At 29.2% G+C, this 18,822-nt stretch carries 21 protein-coding genes; 11 read left to right on the forward strand and 10 right to left on the reverse strand.

What is annotated here, in order from left to right; translation table 11 throughout:
* The first annotated feature begins 24 nt into the window (after positions 1-24).
* Positions 25-447, forward strand: coding sequence for a thioesterase family protein (locus RYO54_RS07440; RefSeq protein WP_315117154.1), 423 nt, complete (start codon positions 25-27; stop codon positions 445-447).
* Between the two features lie 25 nt (positions 448-472).
* Here RYO54_RS07440 and RYO54_RS07445 read toward each other — a convergent pair whose 3' ends face one another.
* Positions 473-1,384, reverse strand: coding sequence for a DMT family transporter (locus tag RYO54_RS07445; RefSeq protein WP_399549185.1), 912 nt, complete (start codon positions 1,382-1,384; stop codon positions 473-475).
* Between the two features lie 349 nt (positions 1,385-1,733).
* Between RYO54_RS07445 and RYO54_RS07450 the strand changes: the two genes are divergently transcribed.
* Both RYO54_RS07450 and RYO54_RS07455 read left to right on the forward strand, forming a co-directional pair.
* Positions 1,734-2,378: a hypothetical protein gene (locus RYO54_RS07450; protein WP_315117158.1), complete on the forward strand. Its 645-nt coding sequence runs from the start codon at positions 1,734-1,736 to the stop codon at positions 2,376-2,378.
* A gap of 12 nt (positions 2,379-2,390) precedes the next feature.
* A complete protein-coding gene (locus tag RYO54_RS07455; RefSeq protein ID WP_315117161.1) occupies positions 2,391-2,951 on the forward strand; it encodes a hemerythrin domain-containing protein in 561 nt (186 codons plus the stop codon).
* Between the two features lie 38 nt (positions 2,952-2,989).
* On the opposite strand, the gene RYO54_RS07460 is transcribed toward RYO54_RS07455, so the two are convergent.
* The gene (locus RYO54_RS07460) at positions 2,990-3,607 is read right to left on the reverse strand and encodes an acetate uptake transporter (RefSeq protein ID WP_216440929.1); all 618 of its coding nucleotides are present in this window, start codon (positions 3,605-3,607) and stop codon (positions 2,990-2,992) included.
* 183 nt (positions 3,608-3,790) lie between these two features.
* On the opposite strand from RYO54_RS07460, the gene RYO54_RS07465 reads away from it, so the two are divergent.
* Positions 3,791-4,249 (forward strand): YbaK/EbsC family protein, encoded by a 459-nt coding sequence (locus RYO54_RS07465; protein WP_315117255.1) that lies wholly within the window; start codon positions 3,791-3,793, stop codon positions 4,247-4,249.
* 73 nt (positions 4,250-4,322) lie between these two features.
* Here RYO54_RS07465 and RYO54_RS07470 read toward each other — a convergent pair whose 3' ends face one another.
* Positions 4,323-5,174, reverse strand: a complete 852-nt coding sequence (locus RYO54_RS07470; RefSeq protein ID WP_315117165.1) for a TraX family protein — start codon at positions 5,172-5,174, stop codon at positions 4,323-4,325.
* 124 nt (positions 5,175-5,298) lie between these two features.
* Positions 5,299-7,752 (reverse strand): DNA helicase RecQ, encoded by a 2,454-nt coding sequence (gene recQ, locus RYO54_RS07475; RefSeq protein WP_315117167.1) that lies wholly within the window; start codon positions 7,750-7,752, stop codon positions 5,299-5,301.
* Between the two features lie 426 nt (positions 7,753-8,178).
* Here recQ and RYO54_RS07480 point away from each other — a divergent pair, with 426 nt between their 5' ends.
* On the forward strand, positions 8,179-8,736 hold the full coding sequence (locus RYO54_RS07480) for a hypothetical protein (RefSeq protein ID WP_315117169.1): 558 nt from the start codon (positions 8,179-8,181) through the stop codon (positions 8,734-8,736).
* A gap of 153 nt (positions 8,737-8,889) precedes the next feature.
* On the opposite strand, the gene RYO54_RS07485 is transcribed toward RYO54_RS07480, so the two are convergent.
* Together RYO54_RS07485 and RYO54_RS07490 are read right to left on the reverse strand one after the other, a co-directional pair.
* Positions 8,890-10,158 (reverse strand): family 10 glycosylhydrolase, encoded by a 1,269-nt coding sequence (locus tag RYO54_RS07485; protein ID WP_315117170.1) that lies wholly within the window; start codon positions 10,156-10,158, stop codon positions 8,890-8,892.
* 94 nt (positions 10,159-10,252) lie between these two features.
* On the reverse strand, positions 10,253-10,849 hold the full coding sequence (locus RYO54_RS07490; RefSeq protein ID WP_315117172.1) for a pentapeptide repeat-containing protein: 597 nt from the start codon (positions 10,847-10,849) through the stop codon (positions 10,253-10,255).
* Between the two features lie 346 nt (positions 10,850-11,195).
* On the opposite strand from RYO54_RS07490, the gene RYO54_RS07495 reads away from it, so the two are divergent.
* Positions 11,196-11,417 (forward strand): sulfurtransferase TusA family protein, encoded by a 222-nt coding sequence (locus RYO54_RS07495; protein ID WP_315117173.1) that lies wholly within the window; start codon positions 11,196-11,198, stop codon positions 11,415-11,417.
* A gap of 51 nt (positions 11,418-11,468) precedes the next feature.
* On the opposite strand, the gene RYO54_RS07500 is transcribed toward RYO54_RS07495, so the two are convergent.
* A complete protein-coding gene (locus tag RYO54_RS07500; protein ID WP_315117175.1) occupies positions 11,469-12,365 on the reverse strand; it encodes a LysR family transcriptional regulator in 897 nt (298 codons plus the stop codon).
* Positions 12,366-12,586: 221 nt separating this feature from the next.
* Between RYO54_RS07500 and RYO54_RS07505 the strand changes: the two genes are divergently transcribed.
* From RYO54_RS07505 to RYO54_RS07520, 4 genes are all read left to right on the forward strand, one after another.
* On the forward strand, positions 12,587-13,249 hold the full coding sequence (locus RYO54_RS07505; protein ID WP_315117177.1) for a YeeE/YedE thiosulfate transporter family protein: 663 nt from the start codon (positions 12,587-12,589) through the stop codon (positions 13,247-13,249).
* A 35-nt stretch (positions 13,250-13,284) separates the two neighbouring features.
* Positions 13,285-13,512: a sulfurtransferase TusA family protein gene (locus RYO54_RS07510; protein WP_216440918.1), complete on the forward strand. Its 228-nt coding sequence runs from the start codon at positions 13,285-13,287 to the stop codon at positions 13,510-13,512.
* A gap of 30 nt (positions 13,513-13,542) precedes the next feature.
* Positions 13,543-14,076: a YeeE/YedE thiosulfate transporter family protein gene (locus RYO54_RS07515; RefSeq protein WP_315117180.1), complete on the forward strand. Its 534-nt coding sequence runs from the start codon at positions 13,543-13,545 to the stop codon at positions 14,074-14,076.
* Between the two features lie 131 nt (positions 14,077-14,207).
* The gene (locus tag RYO54_RS07520; RefSeq protein WP_315117182.1) at positions 14,208-15,443 is read left to right on the forward strand and encodes an FAD-dependent oxidoreductase; all 1,236 of its coding nucleotides are present in this window, start codon (positions 14,208-14,210) and stop codon (positions 15,441-15,443) included.
* A gap of 101 nt (positions 15,444-15,544) precedes the next feature.
* On the opposite strand, the gene RYO54_RS07525 is transcribed toward RYO54_RS07520, so the two are convergent.
* The 3 genes from RYO54_RS07525 to RYO54_RS07535 form a co-directional block, all read right to left on the reverse strand.
* Positions 15,545-16,450 carry a CPBP family intramembrane glutamic endopeptidase gene (locus RYO54_RS07525; RefSeq protein WP_315117184.1) on the reverse strand — a complete coding sequence of 302 codons (906 nt, stop codon included), beginning with the start codon at positions 16,448-16,450 and terminating at the stop codon, positions 15,545-15,547.
* A gap of 72 nt (positions 16,451-16,522) precedes the next feature.
* The gene (locus RYO54_RS07530) at positions 16,523-16,891 is read right to left on the reverse strand and encodes a helix-turn-helix domain-containing protein (protein ID WP_315117186.1); all 369 of its coding nucleotides are present in this window, start codon (positions 16,889-16,891) and stop codon (positions 16,523-16,525) included.
* 245 nt (positions 16,892-17,136) lie between these two features.
* Positions 17,137-17,661, reverse strand: coding sequence for a dihydrofolate reductase family protein (locus RYO54_RS07535; protein ID WP_315117188.1), 525 nt, complete (start codon positions 17,659-17,661; stop codon positions 17,137-17,139).
* Between the two features lie 130 nt (positions 17,662-17,791).
* Here RYO54_RS07535 and RYO54_RS07540 point away from each other — a divergent pair, with 130 nt between their 5' ends.
* The gene (locus RYO54_RS07540) at positions 17,792-18,745 is read left to right on the forward strand and encodes a YafY family protein (protein ID WP_315117190.1); all 954 of its coding nucleotides are present in this window, start codon (positions 17,792-17,794) and stop codon (positions 18,743-18,745) included.
* Positions 18,746-18,822: the final 77 nt, after the last annotated feature.

An 18,822-nucleotide genomic window follows, 5' to 3' on the forward strand; every position in this document is an offset into this window, starting at 1 on the left:
ATTTTAAAGAAAGTGGGGATATTTGTGTACAAAAGTAGAGCAAGAATAAAAGTTAGATATGCAGAAACAGATAAAATGGGGATAGTTTACCACGCCAACTACTACACTTGGTTTGAAATTGGAAGAGGAGAATATATACTCAAATCTGGCATGACTTATAAATATATGGAAGACAAAGGAATTATGATGCCTTTAGTAGAAACTTACTGCAAATACATAGAAGGAGCTAAATACGATGATAGCATAATAATTGAGACATTTGTTAAGGAACTAAGTCCCATAAAGGTTATATTTAATTACAACGTAATAAGGGAAGAGGATGGCAAACTTTTAGCAAAGGGCTATACTTCTCAAGTATTTATAAATGATAATTTTAAAATTATAAATTTAAAAAAGACCCATCCAGATGTTTGGGAAAAGATTTGTTCACTTCATGAAAATGAATAATTTTCATGAAGTAAATAAATTTTCATCAGCAGTCATAACTATTTTCTTTTGTAGGTTTTAAAAATTCCCATTTTGTCTCTGCTGTTATAATAGCAAGAAAAATTGTTCCACATCCTATAAACATTTTATATGTGAAAGCCTCTCCCAATAAAAAGCAAGATAATAAGCTTCCAAATACGGACTCAAGACATAAAATAATTGCTGTATGGGTTGGAGTAGTAAATTTTTGAGCTATATTTTGTATTAAAAAAGCTAATAGTGTGCTAAATAATCCTAAATATAGAATTGGGAGAATTCCTTTTCTGGAAAAAGATAAAGGTAGTTCATTAAATATAAAGATGCTTATAATAGATAATATAGAGGCCACTAGAAACTGAATAAAAGTAAGTATTATAGGATCATGTTTTTCAATAAAATACCCTACTGAAACTATGTGGCAGGCAAAAAATAAAGCGCACATTAAAGTAAGTCCGTCTCCAAAGTTTATGTGTAAACTACCCTCTAAAGTTAAAAATCCTATACCAATAAAGCATAAAAAAGCGGCAGCAAGGTTGTAAATATCAGGTTTTTGTTTTTTGATTATCCAATATATGAAAGGAACCATAATCACATTAGTGCCTGTTAAAAAGGCTTGTTTTGCAGCAGTAGTATATTGAAGACCTATTGTCTGAGCAGCAAAGCCTAGAAAAAGAAAAAATCCGATTATAGATCCAGCAAAAAGATCATTTCTATTGATCTTTTTTATTTTTTTTGCAAATATTACTCCTATAAATAAACAAGCAATAGAAAACCTAGAAGCCATTATAAAATAAGGAGAATAGGTATCTAATGCATTTTTAGTAGCCACAAAACCACTACCCCATACTATAGCTACAAATAGCAGAGATAAATCAGCCAATAAGGCTTTATCTTTAAACTTATCTTTTATTTGAATCACCATCCTTTGTTAAATAATCAACTGTAAGTATCTTTACTATATTATTAATACATATTTCATTATATTATAAAGGCAAGTTAGTGTAAATATAAGGAATTAATCAAGAAAGTATACAAAAAACATATACATTATTTTTGATTCGTAACTTATGTTACAGAAATTAGTGGAAATAATAATTATAATAAGATTATAAATTTAGAAATTAAGCGAGAAACTACTATGTGCATGGGAGGGAATAAAAACAATTAATAAGGAAATGTTAATAGGGGAAATAATAGGAATAAAACCAGAGATGATAAAGCTTTAATAAAATCTTTAGAAGGGTTAAATAGATAGAGGAGGAATAAGGATGAGCTTATTTTTAGGCAAAATACATTATTGGTTATTCAATAAAATTAAATGGTTTGAAGGATTGGAAGAAAATATAGTTAATTGGGCAAAAGAAAAGGGTGATTTACCTGTAGATGAATGGAAGGAAGAGATATATAGTAAATATGGGGAACCAATGGAAAATAAGTCATTAGAAGAAATGATAGATACTTCCAACATACATGGATGGCTACAAGATAAAATATCTAGATCGGAAGGACGACAAAGTGCTTGGATTACAAAAATACTAAAAACCTCTCCAGAAAGTATTAAAGACTTAACAAACATATTTGAAAAACAGGGTAGTAAATTAGGTAGTGAATATGCAGAAAAATCTACAATATCTACGCCTACGGAAGTTTATAACATGTTAAATGACTATATATTAGAGGGAATGCCTTGTGATAGAGTGAATGAAACTTTAGAGAATAGTGAGGATATATATAGTTGGATAACTACTAACTGCTTACATATGCCATATTGGAAAAAGGAAGGCGGAGATGTAAACAACTTTTATATACTCAGAGAAGCTTGGATAAAGTCTTTTGTAAAAGCCTTAAATACTCCATTTAATTATTATACATCTATTAAAAATGGTATGAGAGTTCATGAAATTAAAAAATAAAGGGGAATAGATATGAATGCTATAGAATTGATGGTTGAAGAGCATAAAAACATTAAGAGAATGCTAAAGGTAATAAGAAGATATTGCTATAAGGTGCTCAAAGATGAAAATGTAGATTATAATGATTTTTATAGAATAATAGATTTTGTTAGAAATTATGCTGATAAGCACCACCATAGTAAAGAAGAAAATATATTATTTACTTTAATGGATGAAGAATTTGAAATGGGTAAAAAGGGGCCAATTACAGGAATGTTAATAGAACATGATTTGGGAAGATTATATATGCATAATTTAGAACTGGCTTTAAAAGAATTAGAAAATGGTAATGAAGAAGCTAAACTAGATGTAATCGCTAATGCTATATCCTATACAGATTTGTTGAATCGTCACATAGATAAAGAAGATAGTATCATATATACTTTTGCAGAACGTTCTCTATCAGAAAAAAGCAAAGATATACTAAATACAAGAAGTAGAGAAGTAGAAGAAAAAGCAAACCAGACAGGTGTTCAAAATAAATATATTTCTTTAATTGAAGAATTAGAGAAGAAAGTAGAAGTGTCCCAATAAAAAGGGGACACTTTTGTTTTTATATGATTAATATGTAACTATTTTTTAAATATACCAAAAGGTTTTCCCACAGGTAAAAATTCTCTTTCAAAATGCGCATTTAAAACTGATGCTGCAGAACCATAAAATGAAAATAGTGATATTAATAGTTCTGAATAACCAGCCAGTTTGCTTGAAAATCCATAAGCTATGTGGAAGGAGCTTAAAGATAGTCCTAAAAATAAAAGGGTTATTAAGAAGAATATTATAAATAATACCTTATGTGTTTCCATTGCTCCTATAGTCATATAAATAGTAAAAATTAAATAACCGATAAATGCAAAACCAAGTTGTTTAGGATCAGCAGTAGATGCTAGTTTTTCACCGAATACTCCCATTTGTATTAACCAAGAAGTAGCAGTACCAAACCAGAAGAAGGCATATCCACCAAAAGCGGTAGCTCCAAAGACATTGTTCTTTTTAGCATCATTGATACAAGCAAATAATTGTGCAAATGCACCTAAGAAAATTGCCCAAGGAATTACAAGAGATACTTCACTAGTAATTCCAAGTTTTTGAGTAGAGGCTACTAATGTAACCATAGCTAGTCCTAAAAGGCCTAAAGCTGATGGATCAGCGGTAACAATTTTTACATTTTGAGTTTCGTTTGATTTCATATAGTCCTCCTAAAAATATAATTATAAATAGACATAACCGACATAATATCATCAATTTTGACTTAATGCAAACAAAAAGTATAAAAAAAGCTAAAATAACAGCAAAAACAGAAAATAATGAATTTAAAGAGGTAAATATGCTATAATTGTTTAAAAGTTTATAGCTAGAGGGAGCTAATGAAAATGGGTATAGAAGCAGTTAAGGAAGAATTTAAAAGTAAGAAAATTAATCTTGAAATTTTAGAGTTTGATGTGAGCAGCGCTACTGTAGAGTTAGCTTCAAAGGCTCTAGAAGTTGAACCAGGAAGGATAGCTAAAACAATGGCTTTTAGTATTAAGGATGAGACAATTTTAATTTTGGCTAAAGGAGATATGAAAGTAGACAATAGAAAATTTAAAGATGTTTTTTCAGCTAAAGCTAAAATGCTGTCACCGGAAGAAGTGTTAGAGATAACGGGGCATCCTGTAGGCGGTGTTTGTCCCTTTGGTTTGAAAAATTCATTAAAAGTATTTTTAGATCAGTCACTAAAGGTTTATGATTTCGTTTATCCAGCGGCAGGTTCACCTAATTCAGCAGTAAAGATAAGTTTGGGGGACTTAGAAAAAATTACAGATGGTACTTGGGTAGATGTGTGCAAGTAGTTATAAACATATTAAAAATAAAAAAGAAAAACAATATGGTGTAGTAAAATTTTACTACACCATATTTAATAATTTATTTTTCTATAAAGAATGAAATTATATACAATATCCATATATGGATTGGATAGAAAGAGTAAAAAAGATACTTTAAATCATTGCCTTTCTTACCGTTATAAATATAAAAGAAAGGTATGGAAAAAATCATCATCCATTGAATATTTTCATAAAATAGCCCTTGATAACTTAAATTACCCATGCCGAAAAATAGTGATATTATAGAATAATAAAGAATTAAAGCCTTGTTGTCTTTTCTATATTTATAAAAAATATAAGTCATAGAAGGACCTAGAATGCTTGCCTCTGTAAACAGTGAAAGAAAAAATATGCTTATGGTTCTAAATTTACCTAAGGAGTTATTTCTGATAGCATCTTCCTCCATAGAAATTAACCACATTATACAAAAAGCCATAGATAAAAATATATTATTTTTTAAAATTTTCAAATCTGGAAAAATTACAGAGAGAACTACAGGAATTATTGCAAAAACAGAAGCACTCAATATCACCCTATCTTTATTCTGGGCAGGAGATTTCCATAGAAAATAAGTATCTATTATAAGCAATATGATAAAAACTAAAAAAACTATATAAGTATTAAAATTTATTATTTGATTTCCTTTTGGGAACAGTATGGAGAAAAATGTATTGCCTATAACCATTATACCAGAGGCTATAAAAAGTCTTTTTGCATAGTTATTTTTATTTCTCGTATAAAAATAACCATCTACTAGTAGATAGAAAAATACAGGAGCAACTACTCTACCAATGTAATTTAACCAAATAGGTGTGTTGGGGATAAAACTTCCTACATGATCCAGCAACATAAAAAATAACATTAACAACTTAAGTTGAAATCTATTTAACATTATAATTATCCTCCTAGCATTAATAATTTTAGTATATATCTTAATTATATATTATTTTATAAATCAAGTATGAAATATTTAAGGGATAGAATTTTAAAAATAAAATCCTATCCCTTAAATACAATCATTTTTCATGGTTGGATATATGAAATTCTAGTATTACTGCCATAATAGTTTCGTAACTAAGATTTTCAGGAAGTCTATTTTTAATGGATTTATAATCACTATTCTCTAACTCTCTAATTACATTTAAAATAATATTTTTTTCTTCCTCATTATAGTATTGTTTTAAATTTAAATTAGCATCTAAATCATTACCTTCTTGGATAAATTTAAGTACATATCCTATTATAGTTCCAATAGAATATTCTAACTCATCACCAATCTCCTCTATGCTGGCACCTTCCTTAAGCATATCTATGGAAATTTCATTATTTGTTCTAGTTTCTCCATCTATAATTAATTTAGATTTTCCTTTATGAACCCAATGAGGAACAATATTATTTTGATCTAAATACTCTTTAATACTTTTTAAAAATGAATCACCATACTTTTCAAGTTTTACAGGGCCAACCCCTGAAATATCTAATAAATGTTCATTACAAAGAGGGTATCGTCCACTCATTTCTTTTAATGTATTTATAGAAAAAACTTTAGTGAAATGAATATTTTCTTTTTTAGCAATTGTATTTCTAACTTCTTTTAATCTAGTGTACAAATTCATATCAGTAGATACTTCAAATATATCTTTATTTTCTTCATTAGAACTTGAACTAAAGTTAATATTGTTATCATTTATATAATCTATTATTCTATTTAAAAACAATTTACCGTATCGTTCAAATTTTACTTTACCAACTCCAGAGATATTCATCATTGCTTCTTCAGTTTTAGGATATCTACTGCTCATTTCTCTTAAAGTATTATCATGAAAAACAACATAAGGGGGAACCCCTTCAGATTTAGCAATTTCTGCTCTTAATTCTCTTAAAATTTCAAAAAGATTATTATTAACATTTATTTTCTCAACCTTATTTATCTCTTTTAGTAGTACTTTTTTTTCATTCTTTAATATCTTCATTGATTCCATATTTAATAGAATCGTTGGATATTTGCCATCTTTTAAGTCTATATACCCATGGGCTACTAGTGTATTAATAAAATTACTCAAATCTTCTTTAGAATAGTCTTTCATTATCCCATATGTAGAGAGATCATTAAACTTATACTGGATAATTTTTTGTTGCCTAGAACCTCTTAATACATCTACAACAGTACCAACTCCAAAACTCTGATTCATTCTATAAATACAAGAAAGAACTTTTTGGGCTTCTAGGGTTTTATCTATAAGCTCTCCCTCTGTTAAGCAATTACTACAATTACCGCATTCATCATAATGTACATCTTCACCAAAATAATTTAAGATATATTTTCTTAAGCAACCGTTATAATGAATAAAATCTACCATCTGCTGAAGTTTTTTATATTCGTTTATTTTCCTCATAGGTGATTGAATGCCTATTTCAATAAGATATTTTTGAGTTATTATATCTTGGGGCGAAAATAGCAAAATACACTCACTCTTTTCACCATCACGGCCTGCTCTACCTATCTCTTGATAATATGCTTCTATATTCTTAGGCATATTATAATGCATTACATATCTAACATTTGATTTATCTATTCCCATTCCAAAAGCATTAGTGGCTACTATTATTTTTGATCTATCATATACAAAATCCTCTTGATTATTTTTTCGTTCTTCATTAGATAAACCTGCATGATATTTTGAAGCGTCTATGTTATTATCAATCAGCAAGCAATGAATTTTATCTACATCTTTTCTTGTAGCAGCATAGATAATCCCCGAATCCTCTTTATTTTCTTTCACATACTGGAGTAAAAATTTCGTCCTATCTGGAACTTTTAATGTGGATATTTTTAGGTTTGGCCTATCAAATCCTGATACTAATAACCTAGGATTATTAAGACCTAATAGATTTACTATATCAACTCTTACTTCATCCGTAGCTGTAGCTGTAAAAGCTGTAACCACAGGTCTTTTATTCAATGTTTTTATAAAAGTAGATATGTATTTATAGCTTCCTCTGAAATCATGACCCCATTGAGAGACACAATGAGCCTCATCTATTGCTATTTGGGATATATTTAAATCCTTCATAAGTTCGCAAAATTCTTGGGACTCAAGACGTTCAGGAGCTATATATAATAGTTTAATTTTATCTGATGAGAGATTAAATAATATCTCTCTAATTTCTGAGTTGTTTCTAGAGCTATTAATATAGTCACATTTGATTCCTAATTCTTTTATTCCATCAACTTGGTCCTTCATAAGAGAAATCAAAGGAGAAATTACAACTGTAATACCATTGAATATTAGAGCTGGTATTTGATAGCAAATAGATTTCCCACCTCCTGTAGGCATTATGGCTATGGTATCTTTATTTTCCAATATGCTTTTAATTACCTCTTCTTGGGATTGTCTAAAACTCTTATATCCATAATACTCATTTAAAGCGGTTAAAGCTTCATTAAGCAATTGATTCACTCCTAACATAGCGTAATAATTATATTGTAACACATTCTAATACTATCCTATTTCTATTATGATATTCTTTTAATAAAAATCCAATGCTTATTATTGATTATTATAAGGGATAATATGCTATATGAGGAAGTATTATAATGAATTAGTATAATCAATTATTAATAATAGTTGGTAGTGTCCATTATTTATGATAAAATAAAGAAAATACTTAATATTTATGTTAACCTATTAAAGATATGTTCTTTTTTAGTGTTTTAATAACATTCTTAATAGCTTATTTCAATATATGTATTTTTAGAATTTAAACAAACTTTATAATTTTTTAAGGAAAATATAATGTTTATTTCATGATAGGTTAAGATTTGTGTTTTATAATTAACAAGTAAGATATGTGAAAAAATATATTAAAAACATTAAGGAGCTTGGTATGATGAAATGAGTAGTAAATATATTTATTTAATTTTTTCAAGAACAGGAACATGGCTTTCACAGGCAATAAGTATCTTCTCCGAAACTAAATATGTACATGCATCAGTTAGCTTTGATAGCAGCTTTAAAAAGATGTATTCTTTTGGTAGGACTAACCCTAATAATCCTTTTTCGGGAGGATTAGTTGAAGAAAGCTTATATGGTGGAGTTTATAGGAAGTTTAGAAGAAGTGAATGCTTAATATACAGAATACCTGTTACTGAGGAACAATACAATTCTCTTAAGAGAGAAATAGAATTCTTTTTAATAAAAAAACACAAATATAGATATAATTTCTTGGGATTGTTTGGGGTATTACTAAACAAACCTTTTAAAAGAAGAAACTATTATTTTTGCTCACAATTTGTCTCGGAAGTATTAATTAGAAGCAACATTTATAATTCACATAAAATTCCTGAACTAATTACACCAGATGATTTGTTTGAAATTAGAAATAAGGAAATGATATACGAAGGATTTATTAATGATTACTATAGATTTGATAATTTATACAGTTTTAGTTAGCTATTAATTAATGAAAATTTAGGAATTATATAATAATTTTATAAAGATTTAAATTTTTAAAACATATTATTTAAAATAAAAATTACCCCGCTAAGTAGATTTCGCAACAGTTTTTTACTGTACTTACTTAACGGGGTTCTCTTAATTTTAAGATTACATGTCATGCCAATGCATTTGAGGAATTTTTGTTTTTGTTGGGTAAAAAGCTTTTAGTATGTTTTTAATTCCTAGCTTGTTTGCTTTTAAGTCTCTTAAGCTAAAAAAGCTTTCTCCCACAACATTTTTATTGCTCCTTGCATATTTAACTTGATTTATAATCTCATTTTTTTTGCCCCATGCCTGACCATAAGATTTTGTATCTCCTAACTTATATGCAGCATGTCCAATATATAAATGAACATTTTTATCTTCAACTTGCTTTGACCACCAATCTACCAATGTAGCATAAGGAGAGTGCTTATTTTCAAATTCCCAATATATTTGAGGAACAATATAATCAATCCACTCTTCGTCAATCCATTTTTTTGAGTCCGTATATATAGCGTCGTAGCTACTTAATCCAGTAGTAGGTGTTCCTCCAAAAGAAGTTCCATTTCTCCATATACCAAAGGGACTAACTCCAAATTTTACATTAGGTTTTGTTTCTTTTATTCTATTGTTGAGTTCTTTTATAAATTTATTAACATTATCTCTTCTCCAATCAGCTATTGAAGAGTATCCCTTACCATACTGTGCGTATGTATTACTATCCTGAAAAATAACTCCTTTTTCAGGATAAGGATAAAAATAATCATCTATGTGAACACCGTCGATATCATAATTTTTAACAACCTCTAGTATAGTATTTATTACATATTCCCGAGCTTGTGGAATGCCTATATCTAACCAGTGGTAGTTTCCATATCTAATTATCCAATTGGGATTGCTTTTTAATGGACTGCCCTTAGGTAAACTATTTATATAAATTTGTTTATTAAAGTATTTAGCATTACTATCGATTCTAAAGGGATTAAACCAAGCATGAAACTCTAAATTTCTACGATGAGCTTCATCTAAGGCAAATTTCAACGGATCATATCCAGGATTTTTCCCTAAAGTTCCTGTTAAATATTTTGACCATGGAGCATAGGTAGATGGAAATAAAGCATCGCCCATTCCTCTAACTTGAAAGAAGACAGTATTCATATTATTTTCTTGAATAAATTTCATATCATCTACTAAAGTTGATTTTTGCGCCTGTATATTTTTATAATGTTTGTTTGAAGGCCAATCTATATTATGAACAGTGGTCATCCAAACAGCTCGTACCTCACCATCAGTAGATTCCTCCATTCCGTGAACTACAAATTTCCTTGGAAATATAGTAATAAAAATTACAAATACAATAAATAGTGATATTTTAGTAATTAATCTTTTTTTCAAATCTATTTCTCCAATCTTATTTGTTATAAATAATTATCGATTTTCTTATGAAATTATTTAAGGGTTTTGCTCATTTATATTATTTTTCTTATTTCTAGTCATATTTGATGATGAGACCTAATAGTCTTGAGAGTAAGACTGCCTGCATTGGAGACACCACAGCTCCAGATAAATCTTCTATTCTTACACCAATTCCTTCTACTTCACAACTACTTAAATCAATACCATTTAAATTTGTTCCTGATAATTCTGCCTGTTGCAAATTAGAATGGAAAAATTCAACTTCAGAAAAACGGGATTGCTGGAAGTCTACGCTATGTAATAAAGAATTTTTAAAGCTTACTCTTTTGCAGTGAGAAAATCTAAAAAATGCGTAGCGACCATTGCAATTATCAAAGGTAACGTTTTGAAGAGTGGATTCACTTAAATTTATGCCCATAATTTTGCAGTTTATCATCTCGACTCTATGTATGATCGCACCGCTCAGATCAGCATTAGATAAGTCGCAGTCTTCAAATTTAACATCTGTTAAATCAAAAAACTTAAATGATACTTCTTTGAATATAACATTCTTAAATACAATTTGTTTTAAGATCACACGTTCTGCAGTTTCATTTTCAATGGAACAATTGGAAATAATGCCCATAGACATAAAGTCCTCATCTTGTATATTAACAAAGGGTGGTAGCATATCTAATATCTCTGGTATTTGGGATGGTAAGATTTTATTACGTTTTTTATTATTCATAAAACTTCTCCTGTTTCATTTAAGTTAGTGGAGTAATTTTTCCACAGTTTAGTAATATTGTATCATTTGGCATTTACTTAATCAAAACATTATCTAATAATGTAGGAGGAGTATTTAAAAAAGGTTCTATTGCTTTTGAAGCATATTGTTAAGTGAGTTATTAAGAAGAAGGGTGTGTTTTACTTGTAGAGAATAATTTCTTATCGTATAATATAGTAAATAATGTAAAAAATTCCTTGTGACAAAGTATATAGATTCAATTATTATTGTCATTCAAAGGGGGATAAATTTGAAAAATAGGGTTATTGATTGTGTGTTGGATGTTTGTCCTATTCCTTTAATAAAAGCAAAGCTTAACTACAAGAAACTAACTTCAGGAGAGAGCATTACTATAGTTACAGATCATAGTTGTTCCTGCCAAAATATAAAAGATGCCTTTAATGCAATGAAGGCATCTATAAACATAGAAGAGGAGATGGGCATTTGGTATATTACTATAACAAAGCAATAGCACTAGCTATAAAGCTTTTCAATGAGAAGAACTAAGAAACCTTTTGTATAATCAACAAAAGGTCTCTCTTCCATATCTTTTAATATAGTTTATGAAATCTTTTATGTAGACATTTGAAGCTATATGCTTATTATATATCATACTTATTTTGCAGTCACATATTTGCTCCGTTATACTGGCTTTTTTCAAGACTTTTGAATAAATTTCTTTTTTCACAGAGGTATAAGGAACTATGGAAGCTCCATAATCTGCCATAACAGAAACCTTTATCGCTTCAATAGATTCTAGTTCCATTTCAACATTTAAATTTTTTATATTTTTCATAGATATCAGTGTATTAATCATATCTCTAGTGCTCGTCCCTTCTGGTGGAAGTATTAAGGGCAATTCACATATTTCCTCTATACTAATATTAGTTTTATCTATATTCCTTTTATTGGAGTAGATAAATACTAATTCGTTACTACATATTTCATAACATTCCATACCTTTTATATTTGTTTCTCCATTAATAAAACCAATATCGCAACTTAAATCCAATACACTATCGATAACTTTTTTACTCTCTTCAATTCTAAGATTAAATTTAAGATTATGCCTATCTTTTTTAAAAAGATGTAATGTACAGGGTAAAAGATATTGACCAACTGTACTACAGGAGCAAATTTTTATATTTTGCATATTAGACTTCTTTAGTTGTTCTAATTCTTTTATCATATTTTCATATATATTTATTAGAGTTTCTGCATAGCTTTCAATGATTTCACCCTCCTCAGTTAAGAGAAGTCCTTTATTACTTCTTATCATTAATTGAGAGTCTAGCGTTTTCTCTAAAGATTGTATTTGCTGACTTAAGGCAGATTGTGTCATATGAAGACTTGATGCAGCTTTTGATATGCTATTTTGCTTCAAAGTTTCTAAAAATGATATTAAATAATTTATATTCATAATTTCTCCTCTTTTGGATCGTTAATATTTTAATTATTTCAAAACTATTATACCATATAATTACAATAATATTTTCAGAAAATTAAAATATCAGTATAACAAATTCTAATCTTATATCAGAAAAACTAATGATTTTCTTTAGATTACATGTAGTAAAATTATATTGTAAAGATCTTAGTTTGTAAGTTAGTTAATTAACAAACAATTAAGGAGGTGAGAAAATGTCTGAAGTTAAAACTTCCGTTTCAAGAAGACCTAAAAAGAAAAAGGTTAACCAAATACCATTTGGTGTGGCTTTATTTATTGCAATTATTGGAGTAGGTTTTTTCATGGGAAATAACAATCCAAGAGCATCCCTAATGTGGATGTTTGGTGTAGCAGCAGGATTTACACTTCAAAGATCTAGATTTTGTTTTACTGCATCTTTAAGAGATCCAGTACTCACAGGAGGGACATCCCTTACTAAGGCAGTTATTATTACTATAGCTACTGCTAGTGTAGGATTTATATCTATTCAATATGGAGCTTATGTTAAAGGAAATCCTATACCAGGTAATATATCACCAGTAGGGGTGCATATAGCTATTGGAGCCATAATGTTTGGTATAGGTGCAGTAATAGCTGGAGGATGTGCTTCTGGAACTCTGATGAGAGTGGGAGAAGGCTTTTTAATGCAAATGCTTGCCTTTATATTCTTTGTTATAGGTTCCTTATGGGGAGCAAAGGATTTCGGTTGGTGGGCAGAAAAGTTTATGCCTGAAAAGGGAGTATTTCTGCCTGATGTATTAGGATGGGCACCTGCAGTAGCTTTTCAGTGTATAGCATTATTAGGATTATATATTTTAGCTGAGTGGTTTGGCAATAAAAAATCTCAAGAAAATTAATTTATTTATTAAATATTTTTAAGGAGGAATTTGTTATGTCAGAAAAAAGATTAGATTGTTTAGGAGAGGCTTGTCCAGTACCTTTAATTAAAACTCAAAAGAAGATGGAAACTATGAAGGTGGGAGAAGCATTAATAGTTGATATAGATCATAGTTGTGCAATGAAAAATATACCGGAATGGGCTAGAAAAGAAGGTCATAATGTGGAAATTGAAGAAGTAGATGATGGTCAATGGGAGATATTTATTGAAAAGACTAAGTAATTACTAGAAGTTTGAATAGGAGGATATAAAATGGAAATTAAAAATAATCCATACTATAAAAAGCTTCTTAAAGATCCTTGGACTTATGTAACTGGAGGAGTAATACTAGGACTGCTTAATATAGGTATGTTTGCATCCACAGGAAAAGCTTGGGGAGTTACTACTCCTCTATCCTACTGGGGAGCATGGATTTATAAATTCTTTGGTGGGCACCCTGAAAATTGGTATTACTTTCAACAAAAGTCTCATGCTGCAGCATTAAGCGGTGGATTTATAAATGATATGCATTCTGTATCTAATGTAGGCATAATTGTGGGAGCTTTTTTAGCGACCTTATTAGCTTCTCAATTTAGGATTAAAAAAATTAAATCCATGAAGCAAGTAATAGCAGCTATCCTTGGAGGATTGCTTATGGGGTACGGTGCAAGAATATCTTTTGGATGTAATATAGGGGCTTTATTTAGTGGAATAGCTTCCATGTCTCTACATGGTTGGATGTATTGGATATTCATATTTATAGGTGCTTGGATTGGAAGCAAGCTTTTAGTTAAATATTTTATGTAATGATATTGTTCATATTTCGTAAATCAAGGTGGCTTTAATAGAGCCACCTTATGATTTAGGTTGAGAATAAAAAACAAGTATAAATTAAAACCTTTTTAAATTTTTAAAGAAGGTGAAAGGTAGGGAAGACTATGGAAAAAAAGCATGAATATTATGACGTAGTTATAATAGGAGGAGGTGCCGGTGGGTTAACCTCCGCTATATATTGTGGTAGAGCACAGCTTAAAACTTTATTAATTGAAAAATCTCTTGTGGGTGGACTTGCTACCTATACCAGTGAAATAGCTAATTATCCTGGTTTCCCAGAGGATATTTCAGGCACAGAACTTATGAATTTATTCCATAAGCAAGCTAAAAAATTTGGAGTGAATTTTAAGCTTACAGACGTTAGAGGTGTTAATCTAGAGGGAAAAGACAAGTTAGTGGAAACCTTTAGGACAGTATACCATGCTAAAACCGTAATTATATCTACCGGTGGCAAGCCAAGACTTACAAAGGCATTAAATGAAGAAAATTTCCTATATGATAAGGGTATTTCCTTCTGTGCTACTTGTGATGCTGCATATTATACTGGGAAAACTGTTATGATTATAGGTAGTGGAGATGCAGCAATTGAGGAAGGCATGTTTTTAACAAAATTTGCAGATAAGGTAATAGTATCAGTTATTCATGATGAAGGAATTATGGATGCCAATAAGATAGCTCAAGCACAAGCTCTTAAAAACCCTAAGATGGAATTTGTATGGAATACAATGGTACATTCTTTTGAGGGAGAAGAGAGATTAAATAAGGTAGTACTTAAAAATGTTAAGACTGGAGAACTTATAGACACAAGGGTAGATGGATGCTTTTTATTTATCGGATATTTACCTAATACAGAAATATTCAAGGGACAAATTGACTTAACCCCTCAAGGTTTTATTAAGACCAATGAAAATATGGAAACTAATGTAGAGGGAGTATTTGCAACGGGAGATGTAAGAGATAAGTTTTTAAAACAAGTATCTACAGCTGTTGGCGACGGAGCTATAGCAGGAGTTGGTGCGGAGAAATATATTGCAGAGTCAGAGATATTTGAAGAAGAAATAATGCAAAAGAATAAATTAGGACTAATTTATCTATGGTCTCCTATTGATGAGGAGAGTAGAGAGTTATTGAAGATTATTGAAGAAGTGGAGTCAGAAATGGCAGCTACCCTTCAAGTGAATAAGATAGACGTATACAAAAATTCAAGCTTAGCTTCTAGGCTGGGAAATGTAGAAGCACCGGGCTTAATTTTCACAAAAGAAGGAGAAGTAGTCTTAAGAGAGAAAAACATAACAAAGGAGAATATCGTTAGGATATTAAGTGAACTATCAAAAAAATAAAGAGGTTTGTCCAGTAACTCCTTATAAAATGGCAATATCCATTTCGGGTATTGCCATATATTTTATCATATATTAATAGATTTCGAGAAAGTGTAAACTATTTATGATACGGTCCTCGTAGCGCTTCTAAGTGTGGCCTTTCTTTTAATTGTAAATATTAGAACTGCTATAGAAATTATTAATATGGCAGTAGTTATAATCCCTGCCTCTAATCCATATATTCCACCATTAATTAAGCTTTTAGATTCATTGCCAGTAAAAATCAAAATTGATGTGTTTACTTTTCTACCACTAATACTAATTCCACAGAATACTTCTAATATATAATTCCATGAACTATGTATAGCACCTATGATCCATATATTCATTTCTTTTATCATAAATAAAGAAACAAATATAGAAAATAACATTGTATTAACAAAACCAATTGTCCCAAATTGAACACCACTTGCAAACAATGGTGGTAAATGTGGAAATGTAAAAACTAATGAACTAATGAGAACTGCCCAAAACATTGATGTTTTTTTAGAAAGTGAGGTCATTAGATAACCTCTGCACATCACTTCTTCAGCCATACCTTGAATAATATAACCAAATAAAAATAAAATTACTGATAATAAATTTATATCATTATTTATACCACTAAAAGTTAAAGCTCTAGCAGAAATTGGAATAAGTAGTACTGGTAATATAAGAATAATACCTATTATAGACCCTTTTAAATAGCTGATAATAAAGCCTTTTTTAATGAAGCCCATTGATTGCATAGATCTCTTTTCAATAAATTTGCAGTATATAATAGTGCCAATAATGAAGAATATAAATCCCAAAAGCCGCATAGTTGGTACTAAAATATTATCTGGCATAGCATCACTAAAAATATTAATACCAATACATTTAAAAACTATAATTATGAATATCTGTCCAATAATTCCCGATGCCATGTAAATTCCTATAAACCCCAGTATGGATTTTATGATACCTACAATTGAATTTTTGTTTTTCATAAATGACGACTTAATTTGTGATATGCTCATCTTTTTTCTCCTTACTATTTATTGTAGTAAGATGAATTTTGATTATGCGGGAAATCCATTTGAAACAAAATATATTATCATAATTATAGCGTCAATCAAAAATATCATACCAAAAATTTTAGCAAGTAAAAGAATAATCTCATATACACTTTTTTTCGGTGTATCTAATTTAGCTACAGAAATATCTGAAACTTTAGAGTTAACCTCTGAAGTGCATGTGCCTTTTACCAACCCATCTAGTGATATATTAAAAAATTCGCTTATTAATATTAATTTATCCATTTCAGGAGTTGTTTCACCTAATTCCCACTTTGATATTGTTTGTCTTGATACATTTAACTGACTGCCTAATTCATCTTGAGACAATCCTTTTTCTTTTCTCAAAGACAATAGCTTTTTATTAAAATTCATCTCATTCCCTCCGTTTTATTGTACTATTTGACAACTGTTACCTCTACCAACTATCATTGGAAATCTGTCAACCAAGCTTAACATTATCGCAATTATGTAATTGTATTGTAATTATATACTAAAATTGTAACAAAATGAAGGAGGGATAATATGAGAGTCTATCCAAATCAAGAAGCAATTGATAATCTAAAAGCCTTTGATGAATAATTAAGTGACCAACCCCAATATCAAGGTTAAGGATTAGTTTATATTTTTGAATATTTTAAAATTGTAATACCGCTATCTACCACATACTCTTTTAGATGTAGTTTTATTGTAGGATTATTTTCTAAAAATAAAGGTCTTCCTTTTCCTAATATTGTAGGAATTATTCCAATTATATATTCATCAATAATATCAGCCTTAATAAAGTTATCTACAAGTCCTCCACCACCGAATAGAAATATATCCTTGCCATCCTTCTCTTGTTCTTCTTGGATTACCTTACATATATCTCCGCTAATAAAGTGGATGTTGTCTTGATTTTGAATTTCTTCTGATGTTGCTACATATACCTTTTTATTTTTAAAGTCATTATGCATATTTTGCGCATAACAATTTTTACCCATAACTACTACATCTATTCCTTCTAGAAATTTATCAAAATCGAATTTATTTTTAGTATTTAATGTGTCGTCTCCATCTCCAACTATCCAATCAAAACCACCATCTTCTGACGCTATATATCCATCAAGACTTATCGCTAAATTTAAAATTATTTTTCTTTTCATATTAAGTTCCTCCTTATTATCTAAAATATTATTTTAGTCTTCATATAGTTTATAATTATTATTGTTTGATACTTAATTAATTATAGTCTATAATAGTTGACATCTTATGTCATATAATAGGAGGAAGGTTATGAGAGCAGACAGATTAATTTCTATAATAATGTTGTTACAAATACATAAAAAATTAACTGCTTCTGAACTATCAAAAAAACTTGAGGTTTCTGTAAGAACTATTTACAGGGATATTGATACCCTCAGTGGTATTGGAGTACCTATAGTTTCTGATAAGGGTATAAATGGTGGGATAAGGCTTTTAGGAGACTATAAAACTTCCATTACAGGAATAAATGAAAATGAACTTTTCTCTTTATTCATTCCTACTGGTGATAAAATTTTAGAGGATTTAGGCGTTGAAAATCTTAAGAATTCTACAATACTTAAAATTTTAGGAAACTCTTCACCTAATCAAGTAAAAGAATTTGAAAACATTCAAAATTATATCTATATAGATATGTATACTTGGAATGAGACTAATATTAGTGTAAATACAGACATTCTTTCTGTATTGCAAAATGCTATATGGAACTCAAAATCATTAAAGATATTATATAGAAAAATAAATGAAACAAAAGAAGTAGTACTAAATCCGCTTGGTTTAGTTTGCAAACGAGGGATTTGGTATTTAGTTGCAGTAAATAATGAAATTATTAAAACATATAAAGTAACTTCTATTGAGTCTGCTTTATTAATGGATGATAGGTTTATTAGACCATATGATTTCAACTTAAAAAGTTACTGGAGAAATTCTATTAGTAATTTTAAAAGTTTAATTCCTAAGCATACTTTTACATTTAAAGTTAGCCCCTATATCTTAAATCATATAAAAGAAAGACAATTCATAACTATAAGTGAAACTATGGTTAAAAAAAATGAAATTTATCTTAATATAGAGTTTGATGCTATATGGCAGGGTATAGAGTTTGCTTTTGGATACGGCAAGGATATTGAAATTATTGAACCTATTGACGCTATCTCTGAAATGAAGAAAAAAGCATTGGAAGTAATTGATTTATATTTAAAATAACCTGTAAATAAGCCATTATAAAAAATACATATCAACTTAGTATAGATTTCTTATAATGGCTTACTATATATTTGAAA

It is taken from the genome of uncultured Clostridium sp., from assembly GCF_963515715.1.
In the GTDB taxonomy this organism is placed as follows: domain Bacteria; phylum Bacillota; class Clostridia; order Clostridiales; family Clostridiaceae; genus Clostridium_AW.

What these genes read in the sequence shown, in the direction of transcription:
- RYO54_RS07450 (WP_315117158.1), top strand. Translation starts at nt 1,734, where the DNA reads ATGAGCTTATTTTTAGGCAAAATACATTATTGGTTATTCAATAAAATT.
- RYO54_RS07455 (WP_315117161.1), top strand. Translation starts at nt 2,391, where the DNA reads ATGAATGCTATAGAATTGATGGTTGAAGAGCATAAAAACATTAAGAGA.
- RYO54_RS07460 (WP_216440929.1), bottom strand. Translation starts at nt 3,607, where the DNA reads ATGAAATCAAACGAAACTCAAAATGTAAAAATTGTTACCGCTGATCCA.
- RYO54_RS07465 (WP_315117255.1), top strand. Translation starts at nt 3,791, where the DNA reads ATGGGTATAGAAGCAGTTAAGGAAGAATTTAAAAGTAAGAAAATTAAT.
- RYO54_RS07470 (WP_315117165.1), bottom strand. Translation starts at nt 5,174, where the DNA reads ATGTTAAATAGATTTCAACTTAAGTTGTTAATGTTATTTTTTATGTTG.
- recQ (WP_315117167.1), bottom strand. Translation starts at nt 7,752, where the DNA reads ATGTTAGGAGTGAATCAATTGCTTAATGAAGCTTTAACCGCTTTAAAT.
- RYO54_RS07480 (WP_315117169.1), top strand. Translation starts at nt 8,179, where the DNA reads ATGAGTAGTAAATATATTTATTTAATTTTTTCAAGAACAGGAACATGG.
- RYO54_RS07490 (WP_315117172.1), bottom strand. Translation starts at nt 10,849, where the DNA reads ATGCTACCACCCTTTGTTAATATACAAGATGAGGACTTTATGTCTATG.
- RYO54_RS07500 (WP_315117175.1), bottom strand. Translation starts at nt 12,365, where the DNA reads ATGAATATAAATTATTTAATATCATTTTTAGAAACTTTGAAGCAAAAT.
- RYO54_RS07505 (WP_315117177.1), top strand. Translation starts at nt 12,587, where the DNA reads ATGTCTGAAGTTAAAACTTCCGTTTCAAGAAGACCTAAAAAGAAAAAG.
- RYO54_RS07510 (WP_216440918.1), top strand. Translation starts at nt 13,285, where the DNA reads ATGTCAGAAAAAAGATTAGATTGTTTAGGAGAGGCTTGTCCAGTACCT.
- RYO54_RS07515 (WP_315117180.1), top strand. Translation starts at nt 13,543, where the DNA reads ATGGAAATTAAAAATAATCCATACTATAAAAAGCTTCTTAAAGATCCT.
- RYO54_RS07520 (WP_315117182.1), top strand. Translation starts at nt 14,208, where the DNA reads ATGGAAAAAAAGCATGAATATTATGACGTAGTTATAATAGGAGGAGGT.
- RYO54_RS07525 (WP_315117184.1), bottom strand. Translation starts at nt 16,450, where the DNA reads ATGAAAAACAAAAATTCAATTGTAGGTATCATAAAATCCATACTGGGG.
- RYO54_RS07530 (WP_315117186.1), bottom strand. Translation starts at nt 16,891, where the DNA reads ATGAATTTTAATAAAAAGCTATTGTCTTTGAGAAAAGAAAAAGGATTG.
- RYO54_RS07535 (WP_315117188.1), bottom strand. Translation starts at nt 17,661, where the DNA reads ATGAAAAGAAAAATAATTTTAAATTTAGCGATAAGTCTTGATGGATAT.
- RYO54_RS07540 (WP_315117190.1), top strand. Translation starts at nt 17,792, where the DNA reads ATGAGAGCAGACAGATTAATTTCTATAATAATGTTGTTACAAATACAT.